General features: G+C 66.0%; 16 protein-coding genes. 6 read left to right on the plus strand and 10 right to left on the minus strand.

Features of this window, described 5'->3' with window-relative positions:
• Window positions 1-37: 37 nt before the first annotated feature.
• From GGR33_RS08080 to GGR33_RS08090, 3 genes are all read left to right on the plus strand, one after another.
• On the plus strand, window positions 38-712 hold the full coding sequence (locus GGR33_RS08080; RefSeq protein WP_183503825.1) for a metallophosphoesterase family protein: 675 nt from the start codon (window positions 38-40) through the stop codon (window positions 710-712).
• Window positions 713-775: 63 nt separating this feature from the next.
• Window positions 776-2224, plus strand: a complete 1449-nt coding sequence (locus GGR33_RS08085) for a short-chain fatty acid transporter (RefSeq protein ID WP_183503827.1) — start codon at window positions 776-778, stop codon at window positions 2222-2224.
• Complete coding sequence (locus tag GGR33_RS08090; RefSeq protein ID WP_246412918.1) at window positions 2224-2862, plus strand: carboxymuconolactone decarboxylase family protein; 639 nt, start codon at window positions 2224-2226, stop codon at window positions 2860-2862. Before GGR33_RS08085 ends, GGR33_RS08090 begins: the two co-directional genes overlap by 1 nt.
• Window positions 2863-2874: 12 nt before the next feature.
• On the opposite strand, the gene GGR33_RS08095 is transcribed toward GGR33_RS08090, so the two are convergent.
• The 8 genes from GGR33_RS08095 to GGR33_RS08130 all read right to left on the minus strand — a co-directional run bounded on the left by GGR33_RS08095 (window position 2875) and on the right by GGR33_RS08130 (window position 10712).
• Complete coding sequence (locus GGR33_RS08095; RefSeq protein ID WP_246412919.1) at window positions 2875-3957, minus strand: phytanoyl-CoA dioxygenase family protein; 1083 nt, start codon at window positions 3955-3957, stop codon at window positions 2875-2877.
• An 81-nt stretch (window positions 3958-4038) separates the two neighbouring features.
• On the minus strand, window positions 4039-4410 hold the full coding sequence (locus tag GGR33_RS08100; RefSeq protein ID WP_183503829.1) for a DUF423 domain-containing protein: 372 nt from the start codon (window positions 4408-4410) through the stop codon (window positions 4039-4041).
• 43 nt (window positions 4411-4453) lie between these two features.
• Window positions 4454-6481 (minus strand): methyl-accepting chemotaxis protein, encoded by a 2028-nt coding sequence (locus GGR33_RS08105; RefSeq protein ID WP_284211467.1) that lies wholly within the window; start codon window positions 6479-6481, stop codon window positions 4454-4456.
• A gap of 290 nt (window positions 6482-6771) precedes the next feature.
• A complete protein-coding gene (yihA, locus tag GGR33_RS08110; RefSeq protein ID WP_183503831.1) occupies window positions 6772-7425 on the minus strand; it encodes a ribosome biogenesis GTP-binding protein YihA/YsxC in 654 nt (217 codons plus the stop codon).
• A gap of 15 nt (window positions 7426-7440) precedes the next feature.
• Window positions 7441-9288, minus strand: a complete 1848-nt coding sequence (gene yidC / locus GGR33_RS08115; protein ID WP_183503833.1) for a membrane protein insertase YidC — start codon at window positions 9286-9288, stop codon at window positions 7441-7443.
• A complete protein-coding gene (gene rnpA, locus GGR33_RS08120) occupies window positions 9281-9805 on the minus strand; it encodes a ribonuclease P protein component (protein ID WP_183503835.1) in 525 nt (174 codons plus the stop codon). The genes yidC and rnpA overlap by 8 nt, the downstream gene beginning before the upstream one ends.
• A gap of 55 nt (window positions 9806-9860) precedes the next feature.
• On the minus strand, window positions 9861-9995 hold the full coding sequence (gene rpmH, locus GGR33_RS08125; protein ID WP_055947927.1) for a 50S ribosomal protein L34: 135 nt from the start codon (window positions 9993-9995) through the stop codon (window positions 9861-9863).
• Between the two features lie 174 nt (window positions 9996-10169).
• The gene (locus GGR33_RS08130; protein WP_210301945.1) at window positions 10170-10712 is read right to left on the minus strand and encodes a sugar O-acetyltransferase; all 543 of its coding nucleotides are present in this window, start codon (window positions 10710-10712) and stop codon (window positions 10170-10172) included.
• A 439-nt stretch (window positions 10713-11151) separates the two neighbouring features.
• Between GGR33_RS08130 and rcdA the strand changes: the two genes are divergently transcribed.
• Entirely contained in the window at window positions 11152-11685 is a 534-nt protein-coding gene (gene rcdA / locus GGR33_RS08135) for a protease adaptor protein RcdA (protein WP_183503840.1), read from the plus strand.
• Window positions 11686-11812: 127 nt separating this feature from the next.
• Here rcdA and GGR33_RS08140 read toward each other — a convergent pair whose 3' ends face one another.
• Together GGR33_RS08140 and tpiA are read right to left on the minus strand one after the other, a co-directional pair.
• Window positions 11813-12352: a hypothetical protein gene (locus tag GGR33_RS08140; RefSeq protein ID WP_210301917.1), complete on the minus strand. Its 540-nt coding sequence runs from the start codon at window positions 12350-12352 to the stop codon at window positions 11813-11815.
• A 91-nt stretch (window positions 12353-12443) separates the two neighbouring features.
• The gene (tpiA, locus tag GGR33_RS08145; protein WP_183503844.1) at window positions 12444-13208 is read right to left on the minus strand and encodes a triose-phosphate isomerase; all 765 of its coding nucleotides are present in this window, start codon (window positions 13206-13208) and stop codon (window positions 12444-12446) included.
• Between the two features lie 214 nt (window positions 13209-13422).
• On the opposite strand from tpiA, the gene GGR33_RS08150 reads away from it, so the two are divergent.
• The gene (locus GGR33_RS08150) at window positions 13423-15324 is read left to right on the plus strand and encodes a SurA N-terminal domain-containing protein (RefSeq protein ID WP_183503846.1); all 1902 of its coding nucleotides are present in this window, start codon (window positions 13423-13425) and stop codon (window positions 15322-15324) included.
• Window positions 15324-16844 (plus strand): anthranilate synthase component I, encoded by a 1521-nt coding sequence (gene trpE, locus GGR33_RS08155; RefSeq protein ID WP_183503849.1) that lies wholly within the window; start codon window positions 15324-15326, stop codon window positions 16842-16844. Before GGR33_RS08150 ends, trpE begins: the two co-directional genes overlap by 1 nt.
• Window positions 16845-16861: the final 17 nt, after the last annotated feature.

Here is a 16861-nt window from a genome sequence, read left to right on the forward strand (position 1 = left end):
TCTTGCTCCGGCCGGCGATTGACCCGACAACCGCTCCATGAACGCCGATCCGCTCACCTACGCCGTCGGCGACATCCATGGCTGCGCCGACCTGCTCGACGCCCTTCTGGAGAAGATCGAAACGCATGCGGCCGGGCGGCCGCGCCGGCTCGTCTTCCTCGGCGACTACATCGATCGTGGCGCTGACAGTGCACGGGTCATCGAGACCCTGCGCAAGCTGCAATGGCGCGACGAGGATGGCGTGATCTGCCTCATGGGCAACCACGAGGCGATGCTGCTGAAGACCCTGCATGAGCGCGGCGCCCGCGATCTCTGGCTGCAGAACGGAGGCTGGGACACGCTGCGCTCGTTCGACGTCGAGGGGCCGGAGGGCCTGCCCGGCGACGTGCTCGACTGGATCGAGGCGCTCCCGACCCTGCACCAGGATGCCCGGCGCTGGTACGTCCATGCCGGCTTCAGGCCGGAGGCGGAGGTGCCCGATCCGGATGACGAGACGCGGCTGTGGATTCGCGAGCCATTCCTGTCCGAGGAACGCGATTACGGCCGCCACGTCGTCCACGGCCATACGCCGCTCTCGAAGGGCCGGCCGGACGTCCGCGCCTTCCGCACCAATCTCGATACCGGCGCCGTCTATGGCGGCGCGCTCACCGCGGGCGTGTTCGGCCCCGACGAGTCGAAGGCGGTGGACTTCCTGCAGGTCCGCGCCCCGTGACGCGCTTGGCCGCTTGAGCCGGGACGCGGTTTCGGCGCCTATGCCGGAAAGGAGAGGGCGCGAATGGCCGAACATCATCAGAAGGCACCCGGATCGGCAGCGTCGGGGGAGAGCGCGATGGCGCGTCTCGCCCTCCGCTTCACCGAATGGGCGGAGAAGTGGTTCCCCGACGCCTTCGTGTTCGTCGCGATCGCCGTGGTCATCGTCGCGGGCGCGGCGCTGCTGAACGGCGCGCCTGTACAGAGCGTGACGAAAAGCTTCGGCGACGGTTTCTGGAGCCTGATCCCCTTCACGATGCAGATGGTCTTCGTGACCATCGGCGGCTACGTCGTCGCGACCTCGCCCCCCGTCCAGGCCCTGATCGACCGGATCGCGCTGGTGCCGAAGACGGGCCGCGGCGCGATCGGCCTTATCGCCATCGCGACGATGCTGTCCTCGCTCCTCAGCTGGGGCCTGAGCCTGATTTTCGGCGGCCTGCTCGCCCGGGCGCTGGCACGGCGCGAAGACCTGCGAATGGATTACCGCGCGGCCGGCGCCGCCGCCTATCTCGGCCTCGGGGCGACCTGGGCGATGGGGCTGTCCTCCTCGGCCGCGCAGCTTCAGGCCAATCCGAAAAGCCTGCCGCCGAGCCTGCTGCCGATTACCGGCGTGATTCCGTTCAGCGAGACGATCTTCCTTTGGCAGTCGATGGTGATCGCCGCCATCTTGGTGATCATGTCGACGTTGATCGCGCTGGCGTCCGCTCCGGGCCGCGACAGCGCCGTCACCGCACAGGACCTCGGCATCGATCCGAAACGCGAGGAAGAAGAGATCAGCGGCCCCCGCCAGCCGGGCGAATGGCTGGAGCAAGCGCCGGTCCTCACCATCGTCATCGGCTTGCTGGCCGCCGGTTGGCTGATCCAGGAATTCGCGCGTCAGAGCTGGATCGTCGCGATCTCGAACCTCAACACCTACAATTTCCTGTTCCTGCTCCTCGGCTTCGTGCTGCATTGGCGCCCGAAGCGCTTCCTGATCTCGCTCGGCAAGGCCGTGCCGGCGACTGCCGGAATCCTGATCCAGTTCCCGTTCTACGCCGCCATCGCCGCGATTCTGACCGGCGCCAAGAATGCCGGGGGCCACAGCCTCGCCGACGTGATCGCGCACGCCTTCGTGGCCCTGAACACGCAAGGTAGCTTTCCGCTGGCGATGGGCGTGTATTCGGCCGTCCTCGGATTCTTCGTGCCGTCGGGCGGCGGCAAATGGCTGCTCGAGGCGCCCTATGTGATGCAGGCGGCCAACGAGCTGAAGGTGCATCTCGGTTGGGCGGTACAGGTCTACAACGCGGCCGAGGCGCTCCCGAACCTGATCAACCCGTTCTTCATGCTGCCGCTCCTCGGCATCCTCGGGCTGAAGGCGCGTGACATCGTCGGCTTCAGCTTCCTGCAACTGATCTTCCACCTGCCGGTGGTGTTGTTTCTACTGTGGGCTTTCGCCTTTACGCTGGACTACCATCCGCCGGTGTTGCCGGGCTGATGACCGAGAAGGATTTTCGCGTGCGCTTCGCCGTCACCCTTGCCATCGGATTGCTTATGACGGCGACCGCCTCTGCACAGGACCGAATGCCGGAAATCCCGGCCGCCCAGCAGACCGAGGCGCAGAAGAAGGCGTCGGAAGAGTTCCTGGCTGCCCGCAAGGTGCCGGTCTTCGGCCCCTTCGTGCCGCTGCTGCGCAGCCCTCAGCTAATGCTTAATGCGAGCAACATGGGGCTCTACCTGCGCTACAACAGCGTGATCCCGCTCAAGCTCAGCGAATTCACGATCCTGCTGACGGCGCGGGAATGGGACCAGCAACTCGAATGGCAGATCCACGAGCCGATCGCGCTGAAGGCCGGGCTCGATCCGGCCGTCGTCGAGGCTGTGAGAGAGGGCCGGAGGCCCGATACGATGGGCGAGGAGGAGACGCTGGTCTACGCCTTCTCGACCGAGCTTCATCGCAACAAGTCCGTCAGCGACACGACTTACGCCCGCGTCATAAAAACGTTCGGGGAGCAGGGCGCGATCGATCTGGCCGGGATCAACGGCTACTACACGCTGCTCGCGATGACCTTGAACATGGCCCGCACCGCCCTGCCCCCGGGCGTCGCGCCGCCACTCCCTGCGCTCGTGAAATGAGGCCCGAGCTGACTATGCTGGTGCACTCGCGCGCTTAACGACCGACGCATCCGATGCGCCGCAGACCGGGAAGTTCTCGGTAGGTCCGTGCACCGCTGAGGCGGAGGCCGCGAGGTCGTGGTAGCAGATGCAGCCCTCGGCGAAGTAGTGATGCACGAGCGCCTTGCGCGAATGCTGGATCGCGTTGCGGGGGGATCCGCCGTGCACCAGATTGGCGTGCCAGAACAGGACGTCACCCTTGCGAGCGATGAAGTGCTGCTTCTGCGCATCGTGCTCCTCTACCGCACGACGCATCGCAGGCTCGTAGCGCTCGGCGTAGGCGGCGTAGCCTTTCTCCTGAAAATCGGAGGGTGAGATGCCGACGTCGTGGCTGAACACGTAGGGCCAGCGATGCGAGCCGGGATAGTAGACCAACGGCCCTGAATCGACGTGGATGTCCTCCATTGCGACCCAGCACGCGGCGAGATAGCCGAGCGGATAGGTCGTCATATGGATGGAGTCCGAGTGTTCGGACTGCTGGCTGCCCTTGTGGGATGCAATAGTCTGGAACGGGATGGCCTTGCGTCCGAGAACGAGGCTGCAAAAGTCGAGCAACGCGGGATTCTTTAGCAGATCATCGATAAGTCCCACGGTCTGGTGCGGGTTGAGCGAGCGGCCGGGATGTAGATCGTCATCGGCGGCTTTTTCCTGAGAGAGGATCAGATCGCCGCGCGTGATGGCATCCTCATAGGCAGCCCAGGTCGCGTCGATCGTTGCCGGATCGATCGCGCCGCGGGCGACGTAGTAGCCGTGCTCGTGCCAAAACCGGCAGATCTCAGCCTGCTTCGCGGTGATTTTGCGCCGCGCTAGGCGCCGTTCGACCTGTACGAGTGCATCCGGCTGGTCGAGCCAGGGCTGAGACTTCGAATCCGGGAAGTTCTCGGCCCGGAAAACTTCGACGCAACCAATATCGATGGGGATGTCGGCCTTCGGCGCATAGTGGTAGCGGATTGCCCGCTTGCGCGCCTTCAGGTCTAGGCCGAGCGTCAGCGTACGACCGGCCGCCTTCAGAACACGCGCTAGGCCCGCTGCCTGGGAGACGACACGCGACATCATGAACTCCGTTCCCGCCCCGTGTGGAAGTGCGGGAGTTGCGAGCTAGAAGACCAGAATTCGGATGAAAGTTGGGCTCGCCCGTTACTTTCGTGACGGAACCAGGGCCGCCGCCGCGACGAGAAGCCACCCTGCCATCAGCACGAGCCCGCCGGCTGGCGCGGCCATCGGGAACAGCGGAACGCCTGAGAGCGCACGCATCGCGAGATCGCCGGAGAACAGGGCGAGACCCGCGAGGATGGCGGCGCCCGCGAACCGGGTAAGTCGGCCGTGCATGGCTTCAGTGCCGGCCAGCGCGACCAGGCCGACGACGAGCGGTGCATGGAACAGCAGGAACTGCGCCGCGGTCTTCAAAGTCTCGCCGCCATCCCCGTGCGCGGCCGCGGCGCTCGCGGCCACTCCGAGCAGGCCGGACACGGCCGCCAGGGCCAGCAGGATACGATCGATCGCGGTCATGGGCATCTCCTCACGGGGACATGCCCTGCCGGGGCGATTGCGGCTACGCCGCCCGCACGCCGGAGAGGAAATGCCGCACCTCGTCCGACAGGGCCTCGGATTGGCGGGACAGCTCGTTGGCTGCACCCAGGACTTGCCCAGCCGAGGCGCCGGTTGCCTCCACCGCATGGGCGACGCCGGCGATGTTGTCGGTCACCTCGCTCGTGCCGACAGCAGCCTGCGAGACGTTGCGCACGATCTCCTGCGTTGCCGCGCCCTGTTCCTCGACGGCGGCCGAGATCGAGGTCGCGACACCGCTGATCTCCTGGATACGTGCGGCGATCCCGTCGATCGCGCCGACGGCCTGACCGGCCGCCGCCTGAATCTGACCGATCTGGCCGGAGATCTCCTCGGTGGCCTTGGCGGTCTGGTTGGCCAGGGCCTTCACCTCGGCGGCGACCACCGCGAAGCCACGCCCGGCTTCGCCCGCGCGCGCCGCCTCGATCGTCGCGTTGAGGGCGAGCAGGTTGGTCTGCCCTGCGATGGTGGTGATCATCGCCACCACGTCGCCGATCTTGGCGGCAGCGCTGCTGAGGTTCTGCACGAGGGCGCCGGTCTGCGCCGCCTCGCTCACCGCCATCTGCGCCAGGGATGCCGAGCTTTCGACTTGGCGGCCGATTTCCTGGACCGAGGATCCGAGTTGCTCGGCGGCAGCGGCAACGGTGTTCACGTTGACCGAGGCTTCTTCCGCGGCGCTGGCCACGTTGACGGATTGGCTCGCCGTCGCCGTGGCGGTGGAGGCCATGCTCCGGGCCGTCGACTGGAGCTGGGCGGCAGCGGCGGTGACGGCGCCGATGATTCCGCTCACGCTCCCTTCGAAGGTGTCCGCCATCTGCCGCATCGCGTGCTTGCGCTGGGTTTCCGCGCCGGCACGGGCGAGTGAGGCCTCTTCCTCGAGAGCGTGGCTGCGGACCAAATTGTCCTTGAAGACTTGCACCGACGCAGCCATCGCGCCGATCTCGTCGCGACGGCCTGCGCCGGGGATCGCGGTGTCGAGATCGCCGCCACTCAGTCGCGACATGGCGTGGTTCATCGCGCCGAGCGGGCCAACGACACGATACTGAGTGATGGCGAAGCCGCCGAGTGAGAAGATCAGCGCCATGGCGATCATGCCGATTGCCTTGATCATGTCCGCCTTCGCCCGGCCGGCGGCCTCCTCCGTCACGGCGATGGCTTGATCCATCGCGGCCATGGCGACCGTCACGACGCTGCGTTGGCGGACGTTGCTGTCGGCCTGGTAGTCCGCGACCGAGATGCTGAACTTACCGTGCAGCAGGTCATCGCGAACGGCGTTGCGTGCAGCGATTCCCTCCTGCGAAAACAGCGCCGCCTGGGCCGCCGCCTGAGCTTTGGTGACGACATCGGGCACTTTGGCCCGGCGCGTTTCCGAGATCACGGTCGACCAATGCGCTTCGGCCTTGCCGACACCGGCGGCGATCGTCTCGAGGTCGGCGGAGGTCAGGCCCTTACGCTGGACGACAGCCTGGGTCAGGGTCGTGTAAGCCTCGCCGATGGTTGCGCGGGTACGCCACGCCGCATTCTTGATGTTGACCAGCACGCGGCTGTCCGGTGCAGTGATCTTGATACGGTCGCTGAGGCCACCGGATAAATCGTCGAAAGCGGTCAGCAGGCGGTCCGACTGCGTCGAGAAGCGGTTGACCAGCGTCGCGTCACGGGCGTCGAGCGGCTTCTGCATGGCTTCGTCGACGTTGGTTCTCAGCGCCACCAATTGTCGATGGTCGGCGAAGACCTGCTCTGCGAGCGGCAGGATCAGTGGATCGGTGATCGAAGCGGCTTGTTTCGCAAGCTTCGCGACGGCGTCGTCGAGTTCCAAACGCGTGGCGGAGATCTTGGTGCGAATGTTCTCCATGACGGGACTGACGAGCAGCGCGCCACGCGTATAGCTCTTCTCGAACCGAGTAGCCTGGAGCGCTTCGAGCACGGACTTGTCCGCGAGCGCTTCTTGTTCAGCCACTGCCGAGCTGCTGACGGCATTCCAGGCCTTGACGAGATCGCCCACTGCGATTGTCACCAAGCTCAGCCCAAGAAGTCCAACAACAGCAAAAAGACATGTTCTGAGCGAGAGAGACATTGCCCGCATCGTTTCTATCCCATAGTGCCGGCAACAAACTCCTAGTCGCCGGCTAATCTATCTTAATTTTTACTTGGGACAGGTAAAAAAACTATGATGCGTCAGCCAAGCTGCGCGTCTGCCGTGATCAAAAGTTAAATGGGCGAAGCGGCAAGATTTTGCTGCGAATCTTCCTAGGATGCTGTTTTTTCGCAATCTTTGCGAGCGAGGGCCTCGCTAACCGAGAGCGCTCAGGCCCCGCGCTCGGCCAGCAGGCGCGCAACGCCAGCGCGTAACTCGACCACGCCACGATCGTCTCGGCTCGACGTGAGGAGCACTTCCGGGAAGGCGGCTGGCCGCTTGGCGATGGCCGCCTGGATCCCCGCGATCCGCGCTTCGATCTCGTTCTTCTTGAGCGCGTCGCCCTTGGTGAGTACGATCTGGTAGGACACCGCCGCCTTGTCGAGCCCGTCGAGCACGTCGGTGTCGATCGACTTCAGCCCGTGGCGCGAGTCGATCAGCATGAACACGCGGGCGAGGTTGGCGCGACCCTTCAGGTACGCGTGGATCAGTTGGGTCCAGGCCTCGACCTTGGCCTTCTCGACGGCGGCGTAGCCATAGCCCGGCATGTCCACCAGGGTCAGCCGCTCGGCGATCTTGAAGAAGTTGAGCTGCTGGGTGCGGCCGGGCGTGTGCGAGGTCCGCGCCAGCGTGTTGCGCCCCGTCAGGGCGTTGATCAGGCTCGACTTGCCGACGTTCGAGCGCCCGGCGAAGGCGATCTCGACGCCGTCCATCGGCGGCAGCACGCCGAGCGAAGGCGCGGCGGCGAAGAAGTCGGCGCTTCCGGCGAATAGCAAGCGGCCGGCCTCCTCGAGGCCGGCCTTCTCTGTCTCGATATCGTTCACGTCAGCTCTGACTCGTCAGCTCTTGGCTGCTGCGCCCTTCTCGGGCGATTTCTTGGTGAAGGTGCCCCTGAGGTTGTCCCACAACTCCACCTTCACGCCGTTGCGGCGCATGATGACGTATTGCTGGAGCACCGAGAGGGTGTTGTTCCAGGCCCAGTAGATCACCAGGCCGGCCGGGAACGAGCCGAGCATGAAGGTGAAGATGATCGGCATGAAGGTGAAGACCTGCGCCTGGACCGGGTCCGGCGGCGCGGGGTTCATCTTCATCTGCACGAACATCGTCACGCCCATGATCAGCGGCCAAACGCCGAGATGGACGAAGTCGGGCGCCGCGAAGGGCAGCAGGCCAAACAGGTTCAGGAGGCTCGTCGGATCGGGCGCGGCGAGATCCTGGATCCAGCCGAAGAACGGCGCGTGCCGCATCTCGATGGTGATGAACAGAACTTTGTAGAGCGAGAAGAAGACCGGGATCTGGATCAGAACCGGCCAGCAGCCGGCGACCGGATTGATCTTCTCCTTCTTGTAAAGCTCCATCATCGCCTGTTGCTGTTTCATCTTGTCGTCTTTGTACCGCTCCCGGATGGAGGTCATCTCGGGCTGCACGGCCTTCATCTTGGCCATGGAGACGTAGGAGCGGTTCGCGATCGGCAGGAAGAACAGCTTCAGGATTGCGGTCACGAGCAGAATCGCGACGCCGAAATTCCCGAGCCAGTGGAAGAAGAAGTCCAGCGCCTTGAACATCGGCTTGGTGAGGAACCAGAACCAGCCCCAATCGATCATCAGATCGAACTGCTTGATGTTGAGGTCCTTCTGGTAGCCGTTGATCTGGTTGACCTCCTTGGCGCCCGCGAACAGGCGCTGCGTCGCCGTGGAGGACGCGCCCGGCGCGATTGAGACGGCCTCGCCCCGCACGCTGGTCTGGTAGACCTTGGTGGCGCCCTCGGAGCGCTCCGTGTAGGCGCCGTTGAAGGGCTTGTCCTGGTCGGGGATAACGGCCGCCGCCCAGTACTTGTCGGTGATGCCGACGAAGCCGCCGGTCACGTTGTCCCAGGCCTTGCCGCGGGTATTCGCATTACCGCCGAAGACCGGCTCCTTACCGATCTTGTCGTAGGTGTATTCCTGAAGGCCATCGGCGCCCAGCGCTCCGATCAGGCCCTCGTGCAGCACGTAATAGCCCTGGGTCTGCGGCTTACCCCAGCGCGAAACCAGGCTGTAGGGATAGAGCGTCACGGGCTTCGAGCCTGTGTTGTCGACCTCGTCGCGCACCGTGAACATGAACTTGTCATCCACGGCGAGGATGCGCTTGAAGGTCAGGCCCTCGCCGTTCTCCCAAGTCAGCGTCACCGGCTTGCCGGGTGAGAGCACCTCGGCATCTGCCTTCCAGACCGTGTCAGCGTTCGGCAGCTTGCCGGCATCGGAACCGACCCAGCCGAATTCGGCATAGTACGGATTGGCGCTGCCGGTGGGCGAGAGCAGCACGATGCGCGGGCTCTCGTCGCTGACGGTCTCATGGTAGTTCTTCAGGAGCACGTCGTCGATGCGGCCGCCTTTGAGGGCGACCGAGCCGAACAGGGCGGGGGTGTCGATGCGCAGACGCGCCGAGCGGGCGACGGCCTCCTCGCGCGAGACCGGGGCCTGGTTGGCGCCGGGAACGGTGCCGGGAGCCGGCGCGGCGGGGCCGCCTTCCTTCGGGCTCGGCGAGAGGACGGGGTCGCCGCCCGGAGACTGTCCGGGCACCTGATTCTGAGCGGCCGCCTGCTTCTGCCGCTCGTGCATCGGCGCGGCGACGAAGTAATTCCAGCCGAGCAGCACCGCCAGAGACAAGGCGATCGCGACGAACATGTTCGTCTTGTCGTTACCCATCGGTCGATCCGTGCGCCGTCTGTGTTCTAGAGGTTTCGTCGGGCTGCGCCTGGCCGGCATCCGGCTGGCGGGGGACATGTGCCCCCGATTGCCGTCGAGCGCCAGGGGCCGCGACGCCGGAGGCGTCACTCCGTGCGCGGGGCGTGTCCTTCGCGCCGCGCGGTTTGGTCACGACCTTGAGCGCCCGGCGCAGGTCGTCGACCAATGCGTCGAAGGGGGCCGCAAGGGCAGGGCGTCGAGCGACGAGCACGACGTCCGCCGGGCTACCTGGGGCGTCATCGCCGAGCGCGACGATCGCACCGCGCAGGCGGCGTCGGATGCGGTTGCGCTCGGTGGCGTGGCCAACACGCTTGGTGATGGTGAAGCCGAGATGAATCCCCTCGGCGCGGGCGCCGTCGCGCATCTCGTCAGGCTCGCGGACCCGCCCCTGCGCGGTCATGCGCTCGGTGTGGAAGCGTCGGCCGGACGCAGCGGCGAGGAAGTCCGGGCGCCGCCTCAGGCGTTTGATGCTTGGCACGGCCGCCGGTCTCCGGCGTCCGGCCCGTTTGGACCGGTACGCGCGATAAGCCGCCTCAGGCGGAGAGCTTCTTGCGGCCGTGGGCGCGACGGGCGGCGATGACCTTACGGCCGCCGGCGGTCGCCATGCGCGCACGGAAGCCGTGACGGCGCTTCCGGACGAGCTTGCTCGGCTGATAGGTTCTCTTCATGACGTGAACTCCGGGCGACGGGATGACGGTCCAAGCGGCGCCTCGGCGCGCTGAGGACAGGTCCGTCCGTTAACGATGTGTCGGCAAGCGCAAAGAGCGCCACGAGGGCGCCGCATCACTTGGCGCGGGCTTATGGCGGATGACCCCCACCAAGTCAATTCTACGGATCGATTTCTAACCTTCGCTCCGCTTCCTGATCGGCCTCGCAGGATTGCCGGCAACGGTCGCACCCGGGAGTACGTCCCGCGTGACCACGGAGCCGGCGCCGATCACCGCATCATCACCCACGGTGACGCCCGGTACGATGATGGCCCCGCCGCCGATCCAGACATTGCGACCGATCACGACCGGGCGCCCGAATTCGAGCCCTTCCCGGCGCGGCTCCGGATCGCGCGGATGGTCGGCCGCGTAGATCTGCACGGCAGGGCCGATCTGCGTGCCATCACCGATCGTGACTGAGCAGACGTCGAGAATCACGCAGTTGAAATTCATGAAGGCGCCGTCGCCGATGCTGATGTTGAAGCCGTAGTCGCAGAAGAAGGGCGGCCGGATCACCGCATGGGCGCCGACATGCGCGAAGTGCTCCAGCAGCAGCGCGCGTCGCTCGGCCGGCGGAGCTGCCGAGGCCGCGTTGTAGCGCACCATCCACGCCTTGTTGGCCGCGATGTCGGCCTGGATCTCGGGGTCGCCCGGCCGGTAGAGTTCGCCGGCCAGCATCTTCTGCTTCTCGCTCTTGTCCACGCCGTCTCCCGTGCCGCTGGTTGGGACCGGGCGGTCCCCGCCCTGATAGTGCGGCGGTCTCGCGGGATGGCAAGGGCCGGAACCGGCGCCGGCCGTATGGCAACGATCCGTTAACCTTTCCAATCTATGATCATCTCATGTCCAGCCTGCTGGACGTCGAGTGGTTTCGTCCACTCTGTTTGATGCCTCCCTGTTCGACTTCATAACAGCCGTCCTCCGGGGCGGCTTTTTTCTTGCGCTTGCCGATCCGTGCGATCTCACACGGCGTTTGCAGGCCAGTGGCACAAGCGCCCCGGATTAACGTTAAGCCTCGGTAAACGGTGCGGCCGCCGCGCAATGCGCTAGGTTCGTGTCGTCAGCCCGCGGATTCGCTCGTTCGAGCGACCGCCGCGCGGGTGAGCCGCAGGAGGCACGATTGACCGGCTTGGATGTCATGTTCCGTGACGAGAACGACTGGGTGAGCTTCGGGGAGACCTACGTCGCCTCCGAGAGCTTCAAATCCCTGTTTCGCGACGGCATGGCTCTCGTCGAGGAGACCGCCGCATATCTCGACGGAAACGGCCGCGACGAATCGCGCGGTGCCTCGCGAGAGGCGACGCTGGCTTACGCCGGAGAGAGCATGCGCCTCACCACGCGGCTGATGCAGATTGCCTCTTGGCTCCTGGTGCAGCGAGCAGTGGCCGAGGGCGAGATCACTCATGGTCAGGCGCAGGAAGAGAAACGCCGGGTGAAACTCACGGCATCCGAGACTCGGATGGTGGACGAGGGTGACGGCTTCGCGCTGCTGCCCCAGCAGCTTCAGGATCTCGTCGAGCGTTCTCGCCGGCTGCACGCGAGAATTCTCCATCTCGACGGGCTCATCGCCGAAGATCGGCCGACGCCCCGTCCGATCGAGAGCCCAGTGGCCGCTCAGCAGGGCTTGCTGCGCTCGGCCTTCGGCGGTCTCTGACGAACCTTCACGTCAACGCTAGCGGCAGATCAGTCATCAGGAGCCAACGCCCTCGCGTGGCTCCTGATGACTGATCTGCGTTCGTGAAACGAGAGCGGAAGCGCCGAAATCTCGAACCTTTTTCCGATCAGCCCTGCTTGCCGAGGCCGAGCCCGCGGAGAATATCCCCGATCGGATCGATCCTGGAACCGCTGTTCTGCGTCGTCCCGTTGGCGACTTGCGTCTCCGGAGCACCGGAGCCCTGCGGCGCAGCCTGCCGTGACGCGGCTTGGCGTTGACGCGTCGCGGCGCGGGCAATCTTGCGGCGGCGCGCCTGCTCGGCCTTCGCCTGTGGAGTGACATGCGCCTGTGGAGTGACTTGGCGAACCTGCGCCGGAATGACGGCTAAGGGCTCCGCAGCGGTAGCTGCACTCGCCAAGACGGCCGGCTGCTCGACCGGCGCCGCAGCCTTGACCGGAGGATCGGCCCAGGCGACGGCGACCGGAGTCGTTGCTGCCTCGGCCGCGGAGACCGGCTGCATTGCATGGGGGCGGCGCGGCTTGAGCGCGTCAGGGTCGCTCGAATAGGGAAACGGCGAAGCCGCCACCAATCCGGCAAGCATGATCGCGGAGATCGCGAGCGTTGACTTCAAATGGATCATGACCGGAAAACTCACGGTCAAGCTCATGGTTCCGCTTAAGCCTGTGCGAAACCATGCATCAGGTCGCGTTCACCGTATTCGATACTGACCTCGCTGCGGGGCGGGCCTCCAGCAGCGTCTACGAATAAGCCGCGCAGATCCCCAGAAAGTCCTCCGCGACGAGGCTGGCGCCGCCGACGAGGGCGCCGTCGACGTTCTCCACGGCCATCAGCTCGCGAGCGTTCTTCGCCTTCACCGAGCCGCCGTAAAGGATGCGAACCTTCTCCGCTTCTTCGGGGCCGACCATGGTGCCGAGCATATCGCGCAGGGACGCATGCACCTCGGCGATGTCGGCGGTCGATGGCGTCTTGCCGGTGCCAATCGCCCAGACCGGCTCGTAGGCGATCACGGTGTCGGCGGCGGTGGCACCTTTGGGCACGCCGAGACCGAGCTGCGCGCGGACGATGTCGAGGGTTCGGCCCTCCTCGCGCTCGTCCTCGGTCTCTCCGACGCAGATGATGCCGCACAGGCCGGCGCGGCGGGCGCCGAGCGCCTTGGCGTGGACGCCGTTATCGGTCTCGTGGTGATAGGCGCGCCGCTCGGAATGACCGAGGATCACGTAGCGGGCTCCGAGATCGGCGAGCATCTCTGCCGAGATCGAGCCAGTGAAGGCGCCGCTGGCCCGCGCGTGCAGGTTCTGGCCGCCGATGGCGATGGGCGAACCGGCCACCGCGGCGACGCAGGAGGCGATCAGCGTCGCGGGAGGGCAGATAAGGACGTCGATCGTCTTGGCGAGCACGGGGCTGAGCCCGTTGCGAACCGCCTCGACCGTCGCGATCGAAGAGCGCAGCCCGTTCATCTTCCAGTTGCCTGCAACCAGCGGACGCCGTGCTGTGCTCGCCATCGTAGTCCCGTCTCCCTATACCGTTCTTTCGTGATCCCGGCGGCCTATCAGAGCAAGCTTGGGCGCGCAAACGGACTGAGGACCGTTTCCCCTTAGTAGCGGCAGTCGGTCGTCGCCCTTTGCGCGGCGGCGCGTTTGGTCTATCGCGAGCCCCTCATTCCAAAGCCCTCTTCCTCGCGAGAAAAGGGCGAACAGGCGTCATCCGGGCGGCATCATGCTCCAGAACATCCGCAACGCGAGCCAGCACTGGCTCGGCAAGATCGTGATGTCGGTGATCTTCTTCTTCCTGATCGCGGGTGTCGCGATCTTCGGCGTCGAAGAGTTTTTTCGCGGAGGGTCAAGCACGGCCGTCGCCACCGTCGGCAAGACACAGATCTCCGCGGAATCGGTGCGCTCCGCCTACCAGAACCAGCTCAACCGCTACCAGCAGCAGCTCAAGCGCGTGCTGACGCCGGAGCAGGCCCGGGCGATGGGCCTGGAGCGGCAGGTGCTGAGCCAGCTGATCACCGAGGCTGCCCTCGACCAGAAGACGTCCGATCTCGGCCTCGCCATCTCGGACGAGGCGGTCCTGCGTGCGATCCGCGAGGAGCAGGCCTTCAAAGGCACCGATGGTAAGTTCGACCGTACCCTGTTCCACCAGACCTTGAGCCGCGCCGGCATCAACGAAGCCATGTTCGTGCGTGAGCAGCGATCGGTCGCCGCGCGCCTCCAACTCGCCGATGCCGTCACGGCCGAGCTGCCGGTGCCGCAGGCCCTGCGCGAGGCGGTGCACCGCTACTCGACCGAGCGCCGCACCGCTTCCGTTCTGATGCTGACGCCGGCGGCCGCGGGCGACATCCCGGCACCCACCGACGAGGAACTCAAGGCCTATTACGACAACAACAAGGGCAGCTTCCGCGCGTCCGAGATGCGGTCGTTGAACCTGCTCGTCCTCGATCCGGAAGCGATGGCCAAGCCGGACACGATCACCGAGGACGACACACGCAAGATCTACGACGCCAACGCCGCCAAATACGGCAGCCAGGAGCGTCGTACCATTCAGCAGATCACCTTTCCGGATGAAGCGACCGCTGAAACCGCCCGCAAGCAGATCGAAAGCGGCGAGGTGCCGTTCGAGGTCACTGCGACAGCGCGCGGCGTGGACGCCAAGAACCTATCGCTGGGCAACCTCACCAAGGCCGAGCTGTTCGATCCGGCCGTGGGCGCCGCCGCGTTCGCGCTCGAGAAGGACAAGGTGAGCGCGCCGGTGAAGGGCCGCTTCGGCACCGTGTTGCTGCGCGTCACCGCCATCGAGCCCGCGACGCAGAAGCCGTTCGACGAGGTCAAGGACGAAATTCGCAAGACCATGGCGCTGCAGCGCGCCCGCGATGGGCTGGAGACCACTCACGACGCGATCGAGGATGCCCGAGCCAGCGGCAAGCCGCTCGCCGACATAGCGAAGGAGCGCGAACTCTCGCTCGTGACGATCCCCGCCGTCGATGCCCAGGGCAAGGACGCAGCCGGCAACAAGGTCGAAGGCATCCCGGATGCCGACACCACGCTCGCCGCCGCCTTCCGCTCCGAGATGGGCGGCGACAGCGAGGCCCTGCGCACGAAGTCCGGTGGCTACGTCTGGTACGATGTCGCCAAGATTGATGCGGCGCACGACAAGCCGCTCGACGAGGTCCGCGACGCGGCGACCAAGGGCTGGAAGGAATCCGAGACCTCCAAGCGCCTCACCGCGAAGGCCAAGGAATTGGTCGAGCGGCTCGACAAGGGCGAGACGGCGGAGGCCGTCGCCGGAACCGTCGGCGTCGAGGCGAAGACGGTTGCCAACCTGGCCCGCAACCAGGCCAAGGACGAGCTCGGCACCGAGGTGATCGATCGTGTCTTCGCGACGGCCGTCGACAAGGCCGGTTCGGCTCCGTCGGGCGAGAACCGCGTCGTCTACAAGGTTACGCGGGCCGAGATGCCGGCCTTCGTCGCTGGCACGCCGACCGACAAGAATGCCGAAAAGGGTTTCCGCACCGCGCTCTCCGACGACGTGCTCGGCGAGTTCATCGCCGACGTCCAGAAGAACGCCGGCGTCAGTGTCAACCAGACCGCGTTCAAGCGCGCCTTGGGCGGCGAGTATTGATGCAGGCCGAGACCGACCGTTTCGAGGGCTTCGCGCACGCCTACGATGCCGGCCGCGCCAGCCTCGTCAGCCTGACGCTGGTGGCCGACCTGGAGACCCCGGTTGCCGCCTTCCTCAAGCTGAAGGGACAGTATCCGGGACCGGGCTTCCTGCTCGAATCCGTCGAGGGCGGCGCCGTGCGCGGACGCTACTCGATGATCGGTCTCGATCCCGATCTGATCTGGCGCTGCACCGAGGGCGCCGCGATCGCTCGCGACGCGGCGCTGAGCGACTTCGTTCCCGACGATCGCCTCCCGCTCGACTCACTGCGCGCGCTCATCGCCGAGAGCGCCATCGGCGAGGAGGCCGGCGAGGCGCTGCCGCCGATGGCCGCGGGCCTGTTCGGTTATCTCGGCTACGACATGGTCCGCCGCATGGAGCGGCTGCCCCAGCCGAACCCCGACCCGCTCGGCGTGCCCGACGCGATGCTGATCCGGCCGCGCGTGATGGTGATCTTCGACGCGGTGGCCGACCAACTCACCGTGGTGACGCCGGTGCGCCGCGTCGAGGGCATCTCCGCCAAGGCGGCCTACGAGGCCGCGCTCGACCGCATCTACCGCGCCACCGCGGCGCTGGAGGCCCCGCTGCCGATCGAGGCGCGGGTCGACGCCGCCGGCCTCTCGCAACCGACGCCGGTCTCGAACACGCCGCCGGACGAGTACCTGCGGATGGTCGCGAAGGCCAAGGAATACATCGTCGCCGGCGACATCTTCCAGGTGGTGCTGTCGCAGCGCTTCGAAGCACCGTTCACGCTACCGGCCTTCGCGCTCTACCGGAGCCTGCGCCGGACAAACCCGGCGCCCTTCCTCTGCTACCTCGATTTTTCGGAGTTCCAGGTCGTCTGCTCCAGCCCCGAGATCCTGGTGCGGGTGCGCGACGACAAGGTCACGATCCGTCCGATCGCCGGCACGCGCCGCCGTGGCGCCACGCCCGCCGAGGACAAGGCGCTTGCCGACGAGCTGCTGGCCGATCCGAAGGAGCGTTCCGAGCACCTGATGCTGCTCGATCTCGGCCGCAACGACGTCGGCCGCGTCTCGAAGATCGGCACGGTCACCGTCACCGGCTCGTTCTTCCTCGAATTCTACAGCCAGGTCATGCACATCGTCTCGAACGTCGAGGGCGACCTCGACCCGAGGCACGACACGCTCGCGGCACTCGCGGCCGGTTTCCCGGCCGGTACGGTCTCCGGTGCACCTAAGGTGCGTGCCATGGAGATCATCGACGAGCTGGAACGCGAGAAGCGCGGCCCCTATGGCGGCTGCATCGGCTATTTCGGCGCGCGTGGCGAGATGGACACCTGCATCGTGTTGCGCACCGCCATCGTGAAGGACGGTCGCATGCACGTGCAGGCCGGCGCGGGCATCGTCTACGATTCCGATCCTGCCTCCGAGCAGCAGGAATGCGTGAACAAGGCGAAGGCGCTGTTTCGCGCGGCCGAGGATGCGGTGTCGTTCGCGAGCCGGGCTCGGCGGGGTCAGTAGGCTCTCCGATCGGGTGT

The organism is Methylobacterium brachythecii, assembly GCF_014196345.1.
Taxonomy (GTDB): domain Bacteria; phylum Pseudomonadota; class Alphaproteobacteria; order Rhizobiales; family Beijerinckiaceae; genus Methylobacterium; species Methylobacterium brachythecii.

Coding starts and splice junctions, on each gene's coding strand:
- GGR33_RS08080 (WP_183503825.1), top strand. CDS start 38: ATGAACGCCGATCCGCTCACCTACGCCGTCGGCGACATCCATGGCTGC.
- GGR33_RS08085 (WP_183503827.1), top strand. CDS start 776: ATGGCCGAACATCATCAGAAGGCACCCGGATCGGCAGCGTCGGGGGAG.
- GGR33_RS08090 (WP_246412918.1), top strand. CDS start 2,224: ATGACCGAGAAGGATTTTCGCGTGCGCTTCGCCGTCACCCTTGCCATC.
- GGR33_RS08095 (WP_246412919.1), bottom strand. CDS start 3,957: ATGATGTCGCGTGTCGTCTCCCAGGCAGCGGGCCTAGCGCGTGTTCTG.
- GGR33_RS08100 (WP_183503829.1), bottom strand. CDS start 4,410: ATGACCGCGATCGATCGTATCCTGCTGGCCCTGGCGGCCGTGTCCGGC.
- yidC (WP_183503833.1), bottom strand. CDS start 9,288: ATGGGTAACGACAAGACGAACATGTTCGTCGCGATCGCCTTGTCTCTG.
- rpmH (WP_055947927.1), bottom strand. CDS start 9,995: ATGAAGAGAACCTATCAGCCGAGCAAGCTCGTCCGGAAGCGCCGTCAC.
- GGR33_RS08130 (WP_210301945.1), bottom strand. CDS start 10,712: ATGCTGGCCGGCGAACTCTACCGGCCGGGCGACCCCGAGATCCAGGCC.
- GGR33_RS08140 (WP_210301917.1), bottom strand. CDS start 12,352: ATGAGCTTGACCGTGAGTTTTCCGGTCATGATCCATTTGAAGTCAACG.
- tpiA (WP_183503844.1), bottom strand. CDS start 13,208: ATGGCGAGCACAGCACGGCGTCCGCTGGTTGCAGGCAACTGGAAGATG.
- GGR33_RS08150 (WP_183503846.1), top strand. CDS start 13,423: ATGCTCCAGAACATCCGCAACGCGAGCCAGCACTGGCTCGGCAAGATC.
- trpE (WP_183503849.1), top strand. CDS start 15,324: ATGCAGGCCGAGACCGACCGTTTCGAGGGCTTCGCGCACGCCTACGAT.